Annotated in this window: 16 protein-coding genes; 4 read left to right on the forward strand and 12 right to left on the reverse strand. The window is 67.7% G+C overall.

All coding sequences use genetic code 11. The annotated features are described in order from the left end of the window. Positions 1 to 13: 13 nt before the first annotated feature. Complete coding sequence (gene mnmA / locus WDU93_RS09500; protein ID WP_337319912.1) at positions 14 to 1,111, reverse strand: tRNA 2-thiouridine(34) synthase MnmA; 1,098 nt, start codon at positions 1,109 to 1,111, stop codon at positions 14 to 16. Positions 1,112 to 1,120: 9 nt separating this feature from the next. Then, the gene (locus WDU93_RS09505; protein ID WP_337319915.1) at positions 1,121 to 2,296 is read right to left on the reverse strand and encodes a cysteine desulfurase family protein; all 1,176 of its coding nucleotides are present in this window, start codon (positions 2,294 to 2,296) and stop codon (positions 1,121 to 1,123) included. Between the two features lie 108 nt (positions 2,297 to 2,404). On the opposite strand from WDU93_RS09505, the gene glgX reads away from it, so the two are divergent. From glgX to glgB, 3 genes are all read left to right on the forward strand, one after another. Continuing rightward, positions 2,405 to 4,486: a glycogen debranching protein GlgX gene (gene glgX / locus WDU93_RS09510; RefSeq protein WP_337319918.1), complete on the forward strand. Its 2,082-nt coding sequence runs from the start codon at positions 2,405 to 2,407 to the stop codon at positions 4,484 to 4,486. Positions 4,487 to 4,638: 152 nt separating this feature from the next. Beyond that, positions 4,639 to 6,612 (forward strand): alpha-1,4-glucan--maltose-1-phosphate maltosyltransferase, encoded by a 1,974-nt coding sequence (locus WDU93_RS09515; protein ID WP_337320203.1) that lies wholly within the window; start codon positions 4,639 to 4,641, stop codon positions 6,610 to 6,612. Continuing rightward, entirely contained in the window at positions 6,609 to 8,816 is a 2,208-nt protein-coding gene (gene glgB / locus WDU93_RS09520) for a 1,4-alpha-glucan branching protein GlgB (RefSeq protein ID WP_337319920.1), read from the forward strand. The genes WDU93_RS09515 and glgB overlap by 4 nt, the downstream gene beginning before the upstream one ends. 61 nt (positions 8,817 to 8,877) lie before the next feature. Here the strand turns inward: glgB and WDU93_RS09525 are convergent, their stop codons facing one another. Both WDU93_RS09525 and WDU93_RS09530 read right to left on the reverse strand, forming a co-directional pair. Then, on the reverse strand, positions 8,878 to 9,813 hold the full coding sequence (locus WDU93_RS09525; protein ID WP_337319922.1) for a tetratricopeptide repeat protein: 936 nt from the start codon (positions 9,811 to 9,813) through the stop codon (positions 8,878 to 8,880). Further along, positions 9,810 to 11,669 (reverse strand): DUF8094 domain-containing protein, encoded by a 1,860-nt coding sequence (locus WDU93_RS09530; RefSeq protein ID WP_337319924.1) that lies wholly within the window; start codon positions 11,667 to 11,669, stop codon positions 9,810 to 9,812. Before WDU93_RS09530 ends, WDU93_RS09525 begins: the two co-directional genes overlap by 4 nt. Before the next feature lie 123 nt (positions 11,670 to 11,792). Between WDU93_RS09530 and WDU93_RS09535 the strand changes: the two genes are divergently transcribed. Continuing rightward, the gene (locus tag WDU93_RS09535) at positions 11,793 to 12,848 is read left to right on the forward strand and encodes an AI-2E family transporter (protein WP_337319926.1); all 1,056 of its coding nucleotides are present in this window, start codon (positions 11,793 to 11,795) and stop codon (positions 12,846 to 12,848) included. Between the two features lie 3 nt (positions 12,849 to 12,851). Here the strand turns inward: WDU93_RS09535 and WDU93_RS09540 are convergent, their stop codons facing one another. The 8 genes from WDU93_RS09540 to tsf form a co-directional block, all read right to left on the reverse strand. Further along, positions 12,852 to 13,568 (reverse strand): alpha/beta hydrolase, encoded by a 717-nt coding sequence (locus WDU93_RS09540; RefSeq protein WP_337319929.1) that lies wholly within the window; start codon positions 13,566 to 13,568, stop codon positions 12,852 to 12,854. Then, a complete protein-coding gene (locus WDU93_RS09545; RefSeq protein ID WP_337319931.1) occupies positions 13,565 to 13,852 on the reverse strand; it encodes a hypothetical protein in 288 nt (95 codons plus the stop codon). Before WDU93_RS09545 ends, WDU93_RS09540 begins: the two co-directional genes overlap by 4 nt. Before the next feature lie 9 nt (positions 13,853 to 13,861). Further along, positions 13,862 to 14,521, reverse strand: a complete 660-nt coding sequence (locus WDU93_RS09550) for an aggregation-promoting factor C-terminal-like domain-containing protein (RefSeq protein WP_337319934.1) — start codon at positions 14,519 to 14,521, stop codon at positions 13,862 to 13,864. Positions 14,522 to 14,567: 46 nt separating this feature from the next. Then, a complete protein-coding gene (locus WDU93_RS09555) occupies positions 14,568 to 15,128 on the reverse strand; it encodes a DivIVA domain-containing protein (protein ID WP_337319936.1) in 561 nt (186 codons plus the stop codon). Beyond that, a complete protein-coding gene (locus tag WDU93_RS09560; RefSeq protein WP_337319937.1) occupies positions 15,128 to 16,324 on the reverse strand; it encodes a phosphatidate cytidylyltransferase in 1,197 nt (398 codons plus the stop codon). The genes WDU93_RS09555 and WDU93_RS09560 overlap by 1 nt, the downstream gene beginning before the upstream one ends. Before the next feature lie 5 nt (positions 16,325 to 16,329). Then, positions 16,330 to 16,884 (reverse strand): ribosome recycling factor, encoded by a 555-nt coding sequence (gene frr, locus WDU93_RS09565; protein ID WP_337319939.1) that lies wholly within the window; start codon positions 16,882 to 16,884, stop codon positions 16,330 to 16,332. A gap of 71 nt (positions 16,885 to 16,955) precedes the next feature. Continuing rightward, positions 16,956 to 17,672, reverse strand: a complete 717-nt coding sequence (gene pyrH, locus WDU93_RS09570; RefSeq protein WP_337319942.1) for a UMP kinase — start codon at positions 17,670 to 17,672, stop codon at positions 16,956 to 16,958. Between the two features lie 92 nt (positions 17,673 to 17,764). Next, complete coding sequence (gene tsf, locus WDU93_RS09575; protein ID WP_337319944.1) at positions 17,765 to 18,592, reverse strand: translation elongation factor Ts; 828 nt, start codon at positions 18,590 to 18,592, stop codon at positions 17,765 to 17,767. Positions 18,593 to 18,600 lie beyond the last annotated feature (8 nt).

The raw sequence follows: 18,600 nt of genomic DNA on the forward strand, positions 1-18,600 counted from the left end.
GGTCGTGACGCGCTCAGACGCTGACCGGCACCGCCGAGACCGTGCGGTCGATCGTGAACTGACCGAGCACACGCGTGCCGACGTACAGCACCGCCGTCTGCCCCGGCGCAACGCCATCGAGCGGAACCTCCGGCACCACACGAACCCCGTCAGCGCTGACGTGGGCGACCGCCGCCGCCGGCTCCGCATGCGCGCGGATCTGCACCTCACAAGAGAACGATGACTGCGCGGGTGCCGCGCCCGCCCAGCTGTAGCGCTCCCCCGAGATCTCCGCGATCGCCAGTGCCTCCTTCGGGCCGACCACCACCGTGTTCGACACCGGGCGCACCTCGAGGACGAACCGGGGCTTGCCATCGGCAGCCGGCACACCGAGCTTCAGGCCTCGGCGCTGGCCGACGGTGAACGCGTGCGCCCCGTCGTGCGAGCCGACGACCTCACCCGACCGATCGATGATCTCCCCCGTCTCGGAGCCGGCCTTCTCGGCCAGCCACCCGCGGGTGTCGCCGTCGGGGATGAAGCAGATGTCGTGGCTGTCCGGCTTCTGCGCCACGCTGAGGCCCCGCTCGGCCGCCTCGGCCCTGACCTGCGCCTTGGACGGCGTCGAACCGAGCGGGAAGTACGTGTGCGCGAGCTGTTCGGCGGTGAGCACGCCGAGCACGTAGGACTGATCCTTGGCGTTGTCGGATGCCCGGTGCAGTTCAAGACCGCCCTCGCCGTCGATGAGCGTCGCGTAGTGACCGGTGCAGACCGCATCGAAGCCGAGCTCGAGGGCCCGCTCGAGCAGCGCGGCGAACTTGATCTTCTCGTTGCACCGCATGCACGGGTTCGGGGTGCGACCAGCCTGGTACTCGGCGATGAAGTCGTCGATGACGTCGTCGCGGAATCGCTCGGAGAAGTCCCACACGTAGAACGGGATGCCGAGACGGTCGGCCGCACGACGAGCATCCATCGCGTCTTCGATCGTGCAGCATCCGCGCGAGCCGGTGCGCAACGTGCCGCCCGCCCGAGAAAGCGCCAGGTGCACGCCGACGACATCGTGACCCGCCTCGACCGCGCGTGCCGCAGCCACGGCGGAATCGACGCCACCGCTCATCGCCGCCAGAATTCGCATCCGTCCAGTCTACGAGCGGATGCCTGAGCCGGCGCCGGATGCCCGTGCCACGGCATCGGTGATGGCCGCGAGCACGGCGTCCACATCGGCGTCGGTCGAGGTGCGTCCGAGTGAGAAGCGCAAGACGCTGCGGGCGTCCTGCTCGATGAAGCCCATGGCCATGACCACGTGGGAGGGTTCGGCGACCCCGGCCTGACAGGCCGATCCGGTCGAGGCGGCGATGCCGGCGACGTCGAGCAGAAACAGCAGGCTCTCCCCGACCGCGCCGGGGAAGAGCAGATGGGCGTTACCGGGCAGGCGGTCGTCCGGGTCGCCGAGCACCTGCGCGTGCGGCACGCGGGAACGGATGCCGGCTACGAGCCGGTCGCGGAGTCCGGCCAGACGACGCGCCTCGAGCTCCCGCTCTCGCTCCGATGCCACAGCCGCAGCCGCGAGCGCCACCGCCCCCGGCACATCCTGCGTACCGGCCCTGAGCCCGCGCTGCTGGGCCCCGCCGTGGATGAGCGCGCTCAGCCGCGCCGTGCGCGCCACCACCAGCGCACCCACGCCCACCGGCGCACCGATCTTGTGCCCGGCCACGCTGAGCGCGACCAGGCCCGCACCGGCCGGCGCATCGCCGCGGAGCCGACGGAAGGACAGCGGCAGATGCCCCCAGGCGGCGACCGCGTCCAGGTGCAGTGGCACCGCGGCGCCCGCGGCCGCATGGCTGAGTCCGGCGGCGTCGTTCACCGTGCCGACCTCGTTGTTCGCCACGAGGGCGGTGGCCAGGGCGGCGCCGGGCAGCGCAGCCGCGAACTCATCGACGGTGATCCGGCCCAGACTGTCCACGGGCACATGGCGCAGCACCGCGCCCTCGACGGCCAGAGCCACCGCCGTGTCCATCGTGGCGTGATGTTCGGCATCCGGCAGCACGATCGCGTCCGTTCCGGATGCCCGCGCGCGCCAGAGCCCGCTCAGCGCGAGATTGATCGACTCCGTGCCGCCCGAGGTGAACACGATCTCGATCGGATCGCAGTCCAGCACCGCCGCCACCTGTTCGCGGGCTTCTTCGAGCAGACGCCGCGCATCCTGACCCGCACCGTGCGTCGACGAGGCGTTGCCGAGCGTGTCGCTCGCCGCCACCCAGGCATCCCGAGCCTCGGGTCGCAAGGGCGTCGTTGCAGCATGATCCAGGTAGAACCGCATCCGACCATCCTCCCATCCGGCTAGCGCCCACGGACGGCGAAACCGAGGCGCATCCGATTCGCGACTCTGATTCACCGAAGCGGCCCGGCGAGCCATAGGATGTTCGCCATGCCTGAGCCCATTGCGCCGTCCTTCACGGGCGCCGCCCTCGACAACCTCGGCGTCCACCTTCACGACGGTGTCGGTACGCTGCGGGTCTGGTCACGCAACGCCTCTTCGGTCGAGCTTGTCGTCTTCGACGCGACCGATCTCGACTGGGAAACCGCTCAGGCACCGCTGGAGCGGCGGCCAGGCGGAGTGTGGGAGATCACGACAGATCTGCTGCAGGCGGGTACGCGCTACGCACTGCGCGTGAACGGTCCGCACGGCCCCGGGAACATCTTCAATCCCGAGACCCTGCTGCTCGACCCCTACGCCCGCGGTCTCGCACAGGGTGATGGTTACGAGGAGTGGCGTTCGGTTGTCATCACCGACGGTTTCGACTGGGGCGATGTGCGCAAGCCGCAGACGTCTCTGGATCGCACGGTGATCTACGAAGGTCACCTCAAGGGCATCACCAAGCGTCACCCCGACGTGACCCCTGCCCTGCACGGCACCTACGCCGGGCTCGCCCACCCCGCGATGATCGAGTACTACAAGAGCCTTGGCATCACCGCGATCGAGTTGCTGCCCGTGCATGCGTTCGTCACGGAGCCTCGCCTTCTCGAGCGCGGGTTGACGAACTACTGGGGCTACAACACGCTCAACTTCTTCACCCCGCACAATGCTTACGCCAGTGAAGCGGCGCGCAAGGGCGGCCCCGAGGCCGTGATCACCGAGTTCAAGGGCATGGTCAAGCTGCTACATGAGGCGGGTATCGAGGTCATCCTCGACGTGGTCTACAACCACACCAGCGAAGAGGGCATCGGCGGTCCGCGCTCCAGCTTCCGCGGCATCGACAACGCGCTGTACTACCGCCAGCAGGCCGACGGCGCCTATATCGACACGACCGGTGTCGGCAACACCGTGAACACGGCGACGGATGCCGCCGCCCGACTCGTGCTCGACTCGCTGCGGTACTGGGCGAACGAGATGCAGATCGACGGCTTCCGCTTCGACCTCGCCGCCGCGCTCGGCCGCAATGCCCAGCACGAGTTCGATCCCGAGCATCCGCTGCTCGTCGCGATCCGCGAAGACGAAGCGCTGCAGGGCGTGAAGATCATCGCCGAGCCCTGGGATGTCGGCCTCGGCGGCTGGCAGACCGGCAACTTCGGTGCCGGGTGGAGCGAATGGAACGACCGCTACCGCGACCGCGTCCGCAACTTCTGGCTCAGCGACATCGACTACGCGCGACGCGCCTCGGCGCCGGTCGGCATCGGTGGATTCGCCAACCGCCTCGCCGGTTCCGCGAACACGTACAGCGAAGAACGCGGACCGCTCGCGAGCATCAACTTCGTCACCGCTCACGACGGTTTCACCCTCAACGACCTCGTCTCGTACGACGTCAAGCACAATGAGGCCAACGGCGAGAACAACCATGACGGCGCGGACATGAACCGCTCGTTCAACCACGGCGTCGAGGGCCCCACCGACGACCCCGTTATCGATACCGCGCGCCGAAAGGCCATGCGTAACCTGCTCGGCACGCTGCTGCTGTCGGCCGGCATTCCCATGCTCACCGCCGGCGACGAGTTCGGGCGCACCCAGCGCGGCAACAACAACGCGTACTGTCAGGACTCCCCGCTCACCTGGCTGAACTGGGACCACGAGCCGTGGCAGAAGGACCTCCAGGCGCACGTCTCACTGCTCACGCGTCTGCGCGTCGAGAACCCGGCGCTGCGTCCGGCACGCTATGCCCGCCTTGGCGAACACGTGCCGGGGGCCTCCGTCATGGACTGGTTCGACCAGAATGGCGACACCATGGAGGTCGAGCAGTGGAACGACCCTCGCAACCGCACGTTGCAGTACGTCTCATCCAGCGTTCCGGAGAATGCCGCCGCGAATCGCATCCTGCTGATCGTGCACGGTACCGAGGCTCCGATCGATGTGCGGCTGCCGGAATCCGTCGAGGGCGCCACCGGTTTCGTGCAGCTGTGGTCCAGCGCGGATGAGCGTCCCACCGTCGATGAGAAGGTCTACGAGCCCGGTGCTGTGCTGCCGATCGAGGGCACCTCGATGCGGCTGTTCGAGGTCATCGGCGACACCCCCTGACATTCGGCGTCGGGAGGCGTGACGCACCCCACGCTGGGCTGTACATTCAAGGTGTGGTCGCACGAAACGCATCTCGTCCCGCGGGGTTCACGAGCCCCGCACTCATCCCGGTACGGCCTGCGGCCGTCACCGACGACCGCGGCGGTTCGTCGATGGGGCGCATCCCCCTGACCGATCCGTCGCCCCTGGTGCCTGACGGTTTCCCCGCCAAGGCGTTCTCCGGCGAGGTCGTGCCGTTCCGCATCGTCGCCTTCCGCGAAGGGCACGACATCATCGGGGTGCACCTGCGGCTGCGCGACCCGGACGGCACCGAGAGCCTGCACCGCCTCACGGCGGACGCCGACGGTACCGACGGCTGGAGCGCGCAGGTCGAGCTCGTCGCCGAGGGTGGGTGGAGCTACCGCTTCGAAGGCTTCGCCGACGACTTCGCGACCTGGGCGCACGCCGCCGAGGTCAAGGCGCTGGCCGGGGTCGACGTGCCGCTGATGGGAACGATGGGTGCTCAGCTGCTGCTGCAGGCCGCCGCAGAGAAGGATCGCCCGGCCGCTGAGAAGAAGGCGCTGAAGGCCGCAGCCGCCCGGCTGGACGGAGCGGATGCAGAAACCCTGCACGCCCTCGCCATCGACGAGACCCTGGCGGCGTACTTCGCTGCCCGGCCGCTCGCCAGCCTCGGCGCACACACCGTGTGGCTGCCGATCACCGTGGAACGCACCCGCGCGGGCGTGGGTGCCTGGTACGAGTTCTTCCCCCGCTCTGAGGGCGCCAAGCGCCTGAAGGACGGCTCGATCAAGAGCGGCACATTCCGCACGGCGGCCAAGCGTCTGCCCGCTGTCGCCGACATGGGCTTCGACGTCATCTACCTCGTGCCGATCCACCCGATCGGCACGACCAACCGCAAGGGGCGTAACAATACGCTCACCACCGAGCCGGGCGACCCCGGTTCCCCCTACGCGATCGGAGCGCCGGAGGGTGGCCATGACGCCATCCACCCCGAGCTCGGCAAGCCGGCCGACTTCCGCGCGTTCGTCCGAGCAGCCAAAGCCGAAGGCCTGGAGGTCGCACTCGACCTGGCGCTGCAGGCCTCTCCCGATCACCCCTGGGTCACCGAACACCCGGAGTGGTTCACGACCCTGCCCGACGGCACGATCGCCTATGCCGAGAACCCGCCGAAGAAGTACCAGGACATCTATCCGCTGAACTTCGACAATGACCCCGAGGGCATCTACCAGGAGATGCTGCGCGTCGTGCAGCACTGGGTGGGCCAGGGCGTGAAGATCTTCCGCGTCGACAACCCGCACACCAAGCCTCTGCAGTTCTGGGAGTGGCTGATCGCGACCGTCAACGCCACCGACCCTGACGTGATCTTCCTCGCGGAGGCCTTCACGCGCCCGGCGGTGATGCGCGCGCTGGCCGCCGTCGGCTTCCAGCAGAGCTACAGCTACTTCACCTGGCGCAACACCAAGGCCGAGCTCGAGGAGTTCCTCACGACGGTCTCGCAGGACACCGCCGATTACATGCGCCCGAACCTGTTCGTGAACACGCACGACATTCTCACCGAGTACCTGCAGTACGGCGGCCGTGCGGCGTACCGCATCCGTGCGTGCATCGCCGCCACCTCGGCGCCCACCTACGGTGTCTATGCCGGCTACGAACTGTTCGAGAACGTCGCACGTCCGGGTTCGGAAGAGAACATCGACAACGAGAAGTACGAGTTCAAGCTGCGGGACTGGGCCGGTGCCGAGGAGCGCGGCGACTCGCTCGCGCCGCTCCTCCGCCGCCTCAACGAGATTCGCCGTGCGCATCCCGCACTGCGACAGCTGCGCAACATCTCGTTCCACTGGAGCGATGACGACGCGGTGCTGGTCTATTCCAAGCATCTGGATGCCGAGTTCACCGGAACCGGCTCGTCGGACACGATCCTCGTGATTGCGAACGTCGACCCGCATTCGGTGCGTGAGACAACAGTGCACCTGGATTCGCGCATATGGGGTGTCACCCCGGGTGACGAGTTCGAGGTCGAAGACCTGCTCACCGGGGAGACCTGGACGTGGCGGGACCACAACTACGTGCGGCTCGACGCCTTCGCCGAGCCGGTACACATCCTCAGGGTGAAGGAGCGAGCATGAGCTACATCGAGGACGTCACGGCCTCCCCCGACTGGGCGGCGATCGCTGGTGCGGCCCATCATGACCCGCACTCGGTGCTCGGCGCACACCCGGACACCGATTCTCTGGGCCGAACGACCACGACCATCCGCGCCCGTCGGCCACTCGCCGAATCGGTCGAGGCCGTGTTCGATGACGGCAGCCGCCTGGCTCTCGCCCACGTCGCACACGGCATCTGGGAGGGGCGTCACGACGGACCTCCCGTGCCGTACAAGATCGCCACGGTGTACGCCGGCGGCGATGAGCTCGTCGCTGCTGACCCGTACCGGCACCTCAGCGCGCTGGGCGAGATCGACCTGCACCTGATCGGTGAGGGCCGGCACGAGCGCCTGTGGGACGTGCTCGGCGCGCGCCCTCTGTCGCTCGACGGTGACGATGGCGTCGACTTCGCTGTGTGGGCCCCCAATGCCAAGGCCGTGCGGGTGGTAGGCGACTTCAACTCGTGGAACGGCGAGGGGCACGCCATGCGCTCGATGGGGTCGAGCGGCGTCTGGGAGCTGTTCGTGCCCGACGTCCCCATCGGAGCCCGCTACAAGTACGAGATTCTCGCGGCTGATGGCCGTTGGCTGCTCAAGGCCGACCCGATGGCCCAGGCGGCAGAAGTACCGCCGGCGACGGCATCCGTCGTCACGCAGGGTTCATACACCTGGGGCGATGGCGCCTGGCTCACCCGCCGCGCGGCCACGCACGCGGTGGCGCAGCCGATGTCGGTGTACGAGGTTCATCTGGGCTCGTGGCGCGGCGGCCTCGGCTATCGCGAGGCGGCGGAACCGCTGATCGAGCACGTGCGTGCCACGGGCTTCACGCATGTCGAGTTCATGCCGCTGGCCGAGCACCCCTTCGGCGGCTCCTGGGGCTACCAGGTCACCGGTTACTACGCCCCGACGAGCCGTTACGGCTCGCCCGACGACCTGCGGTACCTGATCGACCGGCTACACCAGGCCGGGATCGGCGTGATCATGGACTGGGTGCCGGGGCACTTCCCCAAGGATGAGTTCGCGCTCGCCCGGTTCGACGGGCAGGCGCTGTACGAGCACCCGGACCCGCGGCGCGGCGAGCACCAGGACTGGGGCACGCTGATCTTCGACTACGGACGCAACGAGGTGCGCAACTTCCTCGTCGCGAATGCCCTGTACTGGATGAGCGAGTTCCACGTCGACGGTCTGCGGGTGGATGCCGTGGCGTCGATGCTCTACCTCGACTACTCCCGCAACGACGGCGAGTGGGAGCCGAACATCCATGGCGGTCGCGAGAACCTGGAGGCGATTCGCTTCCTGCAGGAGGTCAATGCCACGGCCTACAAGGCGCACAAGGGCATCGTCATGATCGCCGAGGAGTCCACCGCCTTCCCTGGCGTCACCGCCCCCACCAACCGCGCCGGCCTCGGCTTCGGTTTCAAGTGGAACATGGGCTGGATGAACGACTCGCTCGTCTACATGAAGCGCGACCCCATCCACCGCTCGCACCACGAGGGCGAGATCACGTTCTCGTTCGTGTACGGGTTCGGCGAGAACTACCTCCTGCCGATCAGCCACGACGAGGTCGTGCACGGCAAGGGCAGTCTGATCTCGCGGATGCCGGGCGATCACGCCCACAAGCTCGCGAATGTGCGTGCCTTCCTCGGTTACATGTGGGGCCACCCGGGCAAGAAGCTGCTGTTCATGGGGCAGGAGTTCGGGCAGATCGGCGAATGGTCGGTCGACCGCGATCTGGACTGGTGGCTGCTCGACCAGCCCGCTCACCGGCAGCTGCAGGAGCTCGTCGGCGCGATCAACGGCGTGTACCGTACGCAGCCGCCGCTGTGGGAGCGTGACAACGACAGCTCCTCGTTCACGCGCCTGGGCGGGCCCACCTGGGATCCGAGCGTCGTGGCGTTCGAGCGACGGGACAGTCACGGCGGCCGTCTCGTCTCGATCACCAACTTCGCCGGTGCGACACACACGGGCTTCCGCCTGGCGCTGCCGGTCGAGGGTGTGTGGCAGGAGGTGCTCAACACGGATGCTGCGGAGTTCGGTGGCAGCGGTGCCGGCAACTACGGGGTCGTCACCGCCCACCCGGAGACGGATGACGGTGCCGCGATCGCCAAGCTGACCCTGCCCGGCCTCTCGACGATCTGGCTGCGGTACCAGCCGGAGCCGCACGTTCCGACCGCGTCGCGCGGCTGAGATGTGACGAAGGCCGGTCCCTCCACGGAGGGGCCGGCCTTCGTCGTCAACGGGTGTCGGATCAGAACAGCAGCGACGCCAAGCGGGTGCGGGCGGCGGCGACGCGCGGGTCAGCCGACCCGACGAGATCGAAGAGCTCCACGAGTCGCTCGCGCACGGCTGCGCGCTCGTCGACGGGCACAGCCGCGAAGAGATCGAGCAGACGATCGAAGGCGTCCGCGACGTGTCCGCCTGAGATGTCGAGGTCGGCCACGGCGAACTGGGCCTGCACGTCGCGCGGTGCCGCCGCGGCCGCCTCGCGGGCCTGCTGCAGGTCGAGGCCCTGCACGCGATCGAGCAGGCGCACCTGCCCGAGTCCTGCCTTGGCATCTTCATCGCGAGGGTTCTCGGCGAGTGCCTTCTCGTAGGCCGCGACCGCGCGCGCGTAGTCACCGGCCTCGATCGCCTCGTACGCTTCCGCGTGCAGTGGCGGGAGCGGGGCCTCGGCGGCCTCCTCCGGGGCGTCGCGGGCATCCGCGCCGTCGGTCGGCACCGAACCGGTCACACCGTTCTGCGCGGCGAGCTCGAGCAGTCGAGAGAAGACGTCGCGCACCTGCTCCTCTGGGGTCGCACCCGTGAACATCGGCACGGGCTGCCCGGCGACGAGCGCGACCACGAGCGGGATCGATTCCGCCCGGAAGGCCTGGACGATCTGCGGGTTGGCGTCGACGTCGACCTTGGCGAGCACGACCCGACCGTTCTGCTCGCGCGTGACCTTCTCGATGAGCGGGGAGAGCTGCATGCTCGGCTCCGACCAGGCGGCCCACAGGTCGACGACCACGGGCACCGTGCGCGAGAGTTCCAGCACCTGCGGGAATGACGCGTCGGTCACGTCCACGACGACACCGCCGGTCGGCGCTCCGGATGCCGGTGCCGGTGCGCTTCCCGCTTGGGGACGGTTGCGGAGCGAGGAGAGGTCGACCGCGCCGCGGAGGGCGGCCGGAGAGATGTCGTTCACTTGATCACCTTCACACTGAGGAGGTCCTGATGCACGGCGAGCAGGCGGATCTGCTCAGACGATCCCTGGGCGGGAACGGCGAAGAAGAGTTGCAGGCCGTAAGTGGTGCGCACGCCCTTGGCCGACTCGGATGCCCCGGTGAGCGCCTTCGCCTCCGCGTTGTCGCCGAAACGGATGACGGCGTCGGAGGTCGTCGGAGTGATCGTCTCGAGGTCGGCGACCGAAATCGCGACGATCGCACCGCTGTCCAGCGTCGCCATCGACAACGGCTCGATCTCGGTCGGCTCCATATTGAAGGCCGCCTTGGTCGTCTTCGACGCCCCCTTCTTGGCGAGGTTCTTCACGACCGCCGCGCGACTCTCCTGGATCGAAGCGACCAGCGTCTGCGTGACCTCGTCGAAACTGCCCGCGTACTCGCTCTTGTCACCGGAGTCGACCAAGTCTGAGAAGGCTGCGCCGAGCTCGGCCGGGGGCAGCATGAGGAACGGCGACTCGGCGGGCACCTTCGTCGCTCCCAGCCAGGCCGGGGCGACGTCGGGGAACTCGCCGGAGGCGGGCATCTCGGCCACATCGGTGACCTTGTAGTCCGCCCATGGGTCGACCTGGGTCATCGTCAGCATCACCGGCGGCACGGTGTCATCGCCTTCGGCGACGGTCAGCACGAGAACCGAACGGGGCCAGGCGTCGGTGGCCTCGGGCAACAGCACGGTGATGTCTTCACGCGGCACCGTTGTCGGAGCCTCACGATCCTTGATTTTGGCGCGCAAGGTGTAGTCGGTCGTGCGCGCCGCGAGCGCGGCTCCGTCGTACCGGGTCGCGGCGAGGTCGATGTCGAGGTCCTCGTCGGCCTTCGTGATCGTGTCGGTGATCTCCTGCACGATCCGGGCAGCCTGCCCCTCGGTGACGGCCGGCGGTTTCTGGTTCTCCGGCGCAACGACGGTCGGGGTCGGCGATGGTGTGGCCGACGGGCCCTGCAGTTCGGGCCAGGAGTCGGCCGAGCACCCGGTGGCGAGAGCGGCGGTGAGCACCAGCGCCGGAGCACCGATGGCCAGCCGGCGGCGCACGGCACGCCGCTGCGCGGTACCGCTCTCGTCGGATCGGCGCGTCGCATCGGCATCCTTCACGTCGGATGCGTCGTCTGCGTCGGTACGCACGTCGTCCGCCCCAGCAACCGTGGTGATCGGCTGGGTTTCCGGCAGCGGGCCCAAGCCCTTGCGACGCGGGCCGCGTCCTCGACGCTGGTGACGGATGGCCAGCACGTAGAGCACGAGACCGGCCGCGAGCACGATGCCACCGGCCACCATGAGTGGGCCGGCGAGGGGCGTCCGGGTGTCCTGCTCCCAAGAGACGAGCATGTCGGTGGGCGCGGCCTCCACACCGTCCTTCGCGATCAGCACGCTGTTGCCCTCGGTGAGCTGCAGCCGGGCGACGACCGAATCCTGATCGCTGAACGAGTCCAGCCACAGGTCGGAACCGGCGGGGTTACGCCCCGACGTCTCGGCTCCGTCTTCGGCCGGCTGAGCGGCATCGACGTGCTCCGTCGTGGCCGTCGACGTGCCGTCTTCCGCGGTGTCGAGTGAGACATGGTTGTAGGCCGTGTCCGAGAGCCAGGCCGTCATGTCGGCCGTGCGACCGTAGGCGACGAACAGATCGCCTTCTCCGCGCACGAGCAGCGTCTGCAGGCCCTCGTTGGCGCGCAGCACCTCGCTGTCGACGAGCACGTAGGGCTCGGGGTCATCGACGGTCAGTTCCATCTGAATCTCGGATGGCCCCATGAAGATCGTGCGCTGGGCGATACCCGCACCGATCAGGACCGTGGCAAGCACGAAGGCCACGACGGCCCATACGAAACGCACGAATCAACTCCTTACGTGACTGCGGCCATGCGCCGACAGTCTCCGCTCGACATTCCAGCCTAGCGAAACCACCTGGACATTACCCACGAACTAGGCTTGCTGACCAGGAGGTTCGACGCGCATATGAAGATTCACAGCCCGTTCCGCACGGCGCTGGTCGCCACCCTCGGTGTCGGTCTCGGCATCGTGCTGATCAGCAGCGCCCAGACCCTATCCACCGTGCTGCTGTACGTCGGCACCGCGCTGTTTCTGAGTCTCGGCCTTGATCCGCTCGTCTCGTTCCTGGAGCGCAAGGGACTGCCCCGATGGGGGGCTGTGCTGGCGACCGTGCTCGGCGTGCTGGCGATCTTCGCCGGAATCGTGTGGATGATCCTGCCGATCCTCATCGATCAGATCGGCCAGCTGGTGCGACAGATCACCTTCTATCTGCAGAGCACGCACATCGACGACGTCAAGGAGTGGATCCTCGGCATCTTCCCTGGGCTGCAGCGCAGCTTCATCGACGACATGTTCAGCAACGCCACAGGCTGGCTGATCGGCAACTGGAGCACCATCACGGAAAGCGTCGTGGTCGTCGGCACCGCGATCGTCAGCGGCGTGTTCGGCGCCTTCATCGTGCTGATCCTCACGATCTACCTCACCGCCTCGACGCCGTCGCTCAAGGCGGCGGTGTACCAGCTCGTGCCGGCATCCAAGCGCGACCGGTTCATCGACCTGGGCGAGCAGATCACCGACTCTGTCGGCTACTACGTCATGGGGCAGGTGACGCTCGGCGTGATCAACGGCGTCTTGAGCGCGATCTATCTCACGATCATCCAGGCGCCGTTCCCGGCGGTGCTGGCTGTCATCGCGTTCTTCTTCTCGCTGATCCCCCTGGTGGGCACCCTCACCGGTTCGACGATCATCGTGTTGATCTGCCTGATCCCCGGGCTCGGCTCCCCCGCGACCGCCTTGGCCGCCGCCATCTACTACCTGATCTACATGCAGGTCGAGGCATACTTCATCAACCCGCGGATCATGAGCCGCGCTGTCTCGGTCCCGGGCGCTGTCGTTGTGGTCGCTGCCCTGGCCGGCGGCTCGCTGCTCGGCCTGCTGGGCGCCCTGATCGCCATTCCTGTCGCGGCGAGCATCTTGATCATCTACCGCCAGGTGGTCATCCCCAGGATGAACGAGCTGTGACGCTCACTCCTCCCAGACCGTCGCGAGGGGCAGAGCGTTCGGGTTGACGGCTGCGACGATCTCGGTCAGCACGCGGCGCGTCTGATTCTCACCGACCCACAGGTGCTTACCGCCCTCGACGGCGATGAGCGTGGCGTCGGGGATGGACGCGAAGCGCTCCCTGGCCTCGTCGGGGCGAAGGTAGTCATCGAACTCGGGCACGAGGATCACGACACGGTGGCCACTCGACGCCCACGCGGCGACCTCGGCGTCGGTGGCGCGGTGCAGCGGCGGCGAGAGCAGGATGATGCCCTCGATGTCGTGGTCGCGACCATACTTCAGGGCGAGTTCCGTGCCGAACGACCAGCCCAACAGCCAGGGACGCGGCAGGCCCCGGCCCCGAACAAAGTCCATCGCTGCGGCCACATCGAACTGCTCGGAAGCCCCCCCGTCGAAGGCACCATCGCTGGTACCCCGCGGAGACGTCGTACCGCGGGTGTTGAAACGCAGCACGGCGAGATCGGCTTGAGCCGGCAAGCGGGCGGCCGCCTTGCGGATGATGTGCGAATCCATGAAGCCGCCGGCGGTAGGCAGCGGATGCAGCGTGACCAACGTCGCGACGGGCGACCGATGCTCCGGAGTGGCGAGCTCGCCCACGAGCGTCAGCCCGTCTGCCGTCTCCAGCTCGATGTCTTCACGCTGCGCCGGCAGCTCGACCGGTCCGCGGATCTCCAGGGTCATGCAATCCTCCAACAGGCTGAATGCCAGTGTCGTCGTGCGGCAAGGTCGGCCGCCTCGCCGAGCACACCGTCGGCGCGCCAGGCAACGAGATGGGCCGTCCCAGGTTCGATCGTGCGTCCGCAACCAGGACACACGTAGGCCTTGACCGCCTGGACCGCAGAGACGGGCTGCACGGTCCACTCCTGGCCCCGGCGCGTCTCGGTGCGTTTCCACCCCGCGAGCAGGCGGTCAAAAGACTCATCGTGGTCGCGGGGCTCCGGGCGGCGTCTACGCGATCGCGGCATGTCGGCGGCTTACCACCAGTGGTTGCGCTGCCAGAAGGCGTACGCGTTGGCCCAGCTGCCGTAGCGACCGTTGGCGTAGCTGTTGCCCCAGGTCAGGTTGACTACGGGATTGTATGCGTTGGCGACCTTCGAGCAGGGGTAGATCTGCACCAGGCCGCACGCACCAGACGAGGAGTTCGTCGCGTTCGGGTTCCAGCCGCTCTCGCGCGAAACGATCGAGTCGACATACGCCCAGTCGCTCTGCGGGATGCCGGCGGCGCTCATCCACTGGTCCTTCGAGCCTCCCCCGCTGTATCGCGGTGCGGATGGCGCGCCGCTCGAGGTCGAACCAGACGATGCGGTCTCCGCGACGACAACGGGCTTCGGCTTCGGCTTGACGTACACCTCGAAGGTGCCGCGCGTCTGCGGGGCGAGGTCTGAACCCTCGACCGTGACGGTGAGGTTCTGCGTGTCTGCGGCCGCCAGCGAATACGCGGTCACGGTGTCTTCATCCGTCGCCGGGTCGGCGACGGCCATGCCGGTGGGGGCGATCATCGCGGCGGAGAATCCGACAACCGCGAACGATGCGAGGATGGCGACGATCGGTCGCCGTGTGCTGCTGCGGCGCGCGGCGGGCCGCTGAGGAGCGGCCGGGCGCGCGGACGAGATCAGTTCGTTATCGGGAGTCACGATGGGCATGAGTATACGCGGGACTGCCTGAATCCTCCATGAGAGCTCACCGCACGGCGAGCATGACTTCGACGGTCGCGTCCAGCAGCGCGTCGACCTGCTCCTCGCGATAGCCGCCGCGCTGCATACGGAACGCCGCCTTGCGCACCTGCTCTACGGTCAGCTCGTCACCGTCGCGGAGAAAGCCCGCGATGCGGTCGGTCACGTGATCGACCTCATCCTTGCGATATCCGAAGGTGAGGAATCCGGTGCGCGCGAAGCGGTGCCGGCGGTCACGACCGAGGTGATCGAGGATCACCTGCGCGTCCGCGCGCGCCTTCGCCACCCAGTTCTCCACACCTTCGCGCCGCACCGCGCGGGCCCGCGCACGGGCAGCGAAGGCATCCTCCACGCGTGCAAGGGCTGCGTCGACATCCTCGACGGCATACCCGTCGCGAACCATCGGGAACGACGCGAGCCGCACGTCATCGGCCGTGAGCGCGTCGTCATCCGATTCGAATGCCCGGCGCGCGGCGTCCAGGAAGGTGTCGACCGCGGCGCGGTGATAGCCCTTGGCCTTGCCGGTCACCACCGGGAAGGAGGCGCGGGCGGAGTCGTCGTCAGTCATCAGGCCACCGTCCACGGCGCGAGCAGGTAGTAGAGGGCGAGAGCAGGCACCGTCGACGGCAGGATGCTGTCCAGCCGGTCGAGCAGTCCGCCGTGACCGGGCAACCAGGAGCTCATGTCCTTGATGCCGAGGTCGCGCTTGAGCATGGACTCACCCAGATCTCCGAGTGTTGCCGAGAGCAGGATCGCGGCACCGAGGATGAGTCCGCACCACCATTCGAGGTGCAACAGGAACATGGCCAGCAGCACACCGGCGACGAGCGAGCCGATCACCGCACCGGCGAAGCCTTCCCAGGTCTTCTTGGGTGAGATCCGAGGCGCCATCGGATGCTTGCCGAAGGCAAGGCCTGCGGCGTAGGCGCTGGTGTCGGCCACGACCGCGATGACGATGAACGACAGGACCCACCACTCCCCGCCTTCGCGGATGAGCAGCATCAGCGCGATCGAGGCGAGGAAGGGCACGTAGACCTGAATGAACCCGCCCACGAGCACGTCAGAGAGCACGTCACCATAGGTGCGGCCATCTTTGGCGACCATTTGGGCGACCATCCGCCACACGCTGACGAAAGCGACGGAGGCGAACAGCACGACCCAGCACAGCCAGAGTTCGGCGAAGAACGCCGTACAGACGATCGCGGTTCCACCGATCAGCTGCGGAACGATGTCGACGCGTCGACCGCCGGTGCGCATGGCCCGGGACAGTTCGTAGATGCCCAGCAGCGCGGCGGCGAGCACGAGCGGCAGGAAGAGCGCCTTGAAGAACACCAACGATCCGACCAGCAGTGCGCCGAAGGCGACCCCGATGCCGATCGCGACGAGCAGGTCACGCCCCGTGCGCTGCTTGATGCGCTCGTTCGTCTGCTCGAACTGATCGCGCGCATGCGAGACGTGCGACTCGAAGTCGTCCCGCGCAGCACGGAGCTGCTCGCGGATGGCCGCATGGTCACCCGTCTTCGGCCGCCGAGGATCGGGCACATCACCATCGGGTGACGAGTCGCCAGGCAGCGGCGGGCGTGGCGGGATCACCGATGCGTCGAACGACGGAAAGGCCGCATCGGTCAGCGGCACGCCGCGAACCGGAGTCTCGGTGTCCTCCGCCTCCCCCGGCGCGTCGGCCGGGGTCTGCTCAGGAGCATCCCCATCACGCACCTCGCGGCGTGTGAGTGGACGGTCCTCAGCCTCGGAATCGCCAGACATCCGCGTCAGACCTCGAGAAGCTCAGCCTCTTTGCGCTTGAGCGCGTCGTCGATGAGATCGACGTGCTGACGGGTCAGAGCGTCGAGCTCCTTCTCGCCGCGTGCGATCTCATCCTCGCCGACCTCGCTCTTGAGCGCGTCCAACTCGTCCTTCGCCTTGCGGCGGATGCCACGGACGTGCACCTTGGCATCCTCGCCCTTGGACTTGACGAGCTTGACGTACTCCTTGCGACGCTCGGCCGTGAGTTCCGGCATCGTGACGCGCACGATGTTGCCGTCGTTGGTCGGGTTAGCGCCGAGGTTCGGCATGTCGCGCACCGCCTGCTCGATGGCCTTCAGCGCCGACTTGTCGTACGGCGTGATGATCAGGCTGCGTGCCTCGGGGTTTGCCAGCGAGGCGAGCTGCGCGAGGGGCGTCGGCGTTCCGTAGTAGTCCACGAGGAGCTTCTGGAACAGCTGCGGGTTCGCGCGTCCCGTGCGGACCGTCGCGAAGTCCTCCTTGGCGGCATCGACCGCGCGCGTCATTCGTGCGGTGGTTTCAGCGAGGACATCCGCGATCACGGGGTCTCCTATCGTCGAGGGGTTTCGGGTGATTCTATCGTTGGAGGTGCACCGAACCGGTGCGCACACGGTCAGGCGGTGACGACCGTGCCGATCTTCTCGCCGAGCAGCGCGCGCGTGACGTTGCCTGCCGGCTCCATGCCGAACACGTGCATGTCCATGTTGTTGTCCATGCACAGGCTGAAGGCGGTGGAGTCGACCACCTTGAGTCCGCGCTGGAGCGCATCACGGTAGGTGACACGGTCGATGCGCTCGGCATCCGCGTGCTTGTTGGGGTCTGCGGTGTAGATGGCGTCGACGCCGTTCTTGGCGACGAGCACCTCCTGTGCACCGATCTCGAGGGCGCGCTGCGCAGCGACCGTGTCGGTGGAGAAGTACGGCAGACCGGCGCCGGCGCCGAAGATCACGACGCGCCCCTTCTCCATGTGGCGCTCTGCGCGCAGGGGGATGTAGGGCTCGGCGACCTGGGTCATCGAGATGGCGGACTGCACGCGGGTGGCGGCGCCGGCCTGCTCGAGGAAGTCCTGCAGGGCGAGCGCGTTCATGACGGTGCCGAGCATGCCCATGTAGTCGGCACGGCCGCGATCCATGCCGCGCTGGCTGAGCTCGGCGCCGCGGAAGAAGTTGCCGCCACCGACGACGACGGCGACCTCGACGCGGTCGACTGCTGCGGCGATGTCACGGGCGATCTGGCCAACGACGTCGGGGTTGACGCCGAGCTGTCCGCCACCGAAGGCTTCGCCGGAGAGCTTGAGCAGGACGCGGCGGCGTCCGGTGCGTTCAGTCATGGATGTGGTCCTCTCGTCCCGATTCAAGATAGTGCCTCGTGGGCATGAAGAAGGGGGTTCGGATCTGTCGGATCCGAACCCCCTTGCAGTCGTTACGCGCCGACCTTGAAGCGCGCGAAGTCGGTCACCGTGATGCCGGCGTCCTTCGCGACCTGCGCCACAGACAGCTTGTTGTCCTTGGCGTAGTCCTGCTCGAGCAGGGCGACCTGCTTGATGAACGCGGCGACGCGGCCCTCGACGATCTTCGGCAGGGCGGCCTCGGGCTTGCCCTCGTTGCGGGAGATCTCGGTGACGATCTCGCGCTCCTTCTCCACGTCGGCTGCGGGGACGTCCTCGCGGCTGAGGTAGGTGGGGTTGGCGAACGAGATGTGCTGGGCGATGCTGCGCGCGGTCGCGGCGTCGTCACCGGTGTAGGCGACGACGACACCGATCTGCGGCGGCAGGTCCTTGCTGGTGCGGTGCAGGTAGACCTCGACGTGCTCACCCGTGATGGTGCGCACCTTGCGAAGCTCGACCTTCTCGCCGATGATGGCTGCCTCGTCAGAGATCAGCTGCTCGACGGTCTGGTCACCGGCAGCGGCCGCGAGAGCAGCCTCGACCGAGTCGGCCCCGGCCGCAGCAGCGGCGTCGGCGACCTTGTCGGCCAGCGCGATGAAACGGTCGTTCTTCGCGACGAAGTCGGTCTCGCACGCGAGCTCGATGAGCGTCACGGCGCCGTCCTGCTCGCGAGCGACGATGATGCCCTCGCTGGTGGAACGGTCAGCGCGCTTGGCGTTGCCCTTGGCACCCTTCAGACGCAGGATCTCGGTGGCCTTGGCGATGTCGCCGTCAGCCTCCTCGAGTGCGTTCTTGGTGTCGACCATTCCGGTCCCGAGCTGCTCACGCAGCGCCTTGATGTCGGCGATGGTGAAGTTGGCCATGTGTGGTG

Source organism: Microbacterium istanbulense, from assembly GCF_037204145.1.
Lineage (GTDB): Bacteria > Actinomycetota > Actinomycetes > Actinomycetales > Microbacteriaceae > Microbacterium > Microbacterium istanbulense.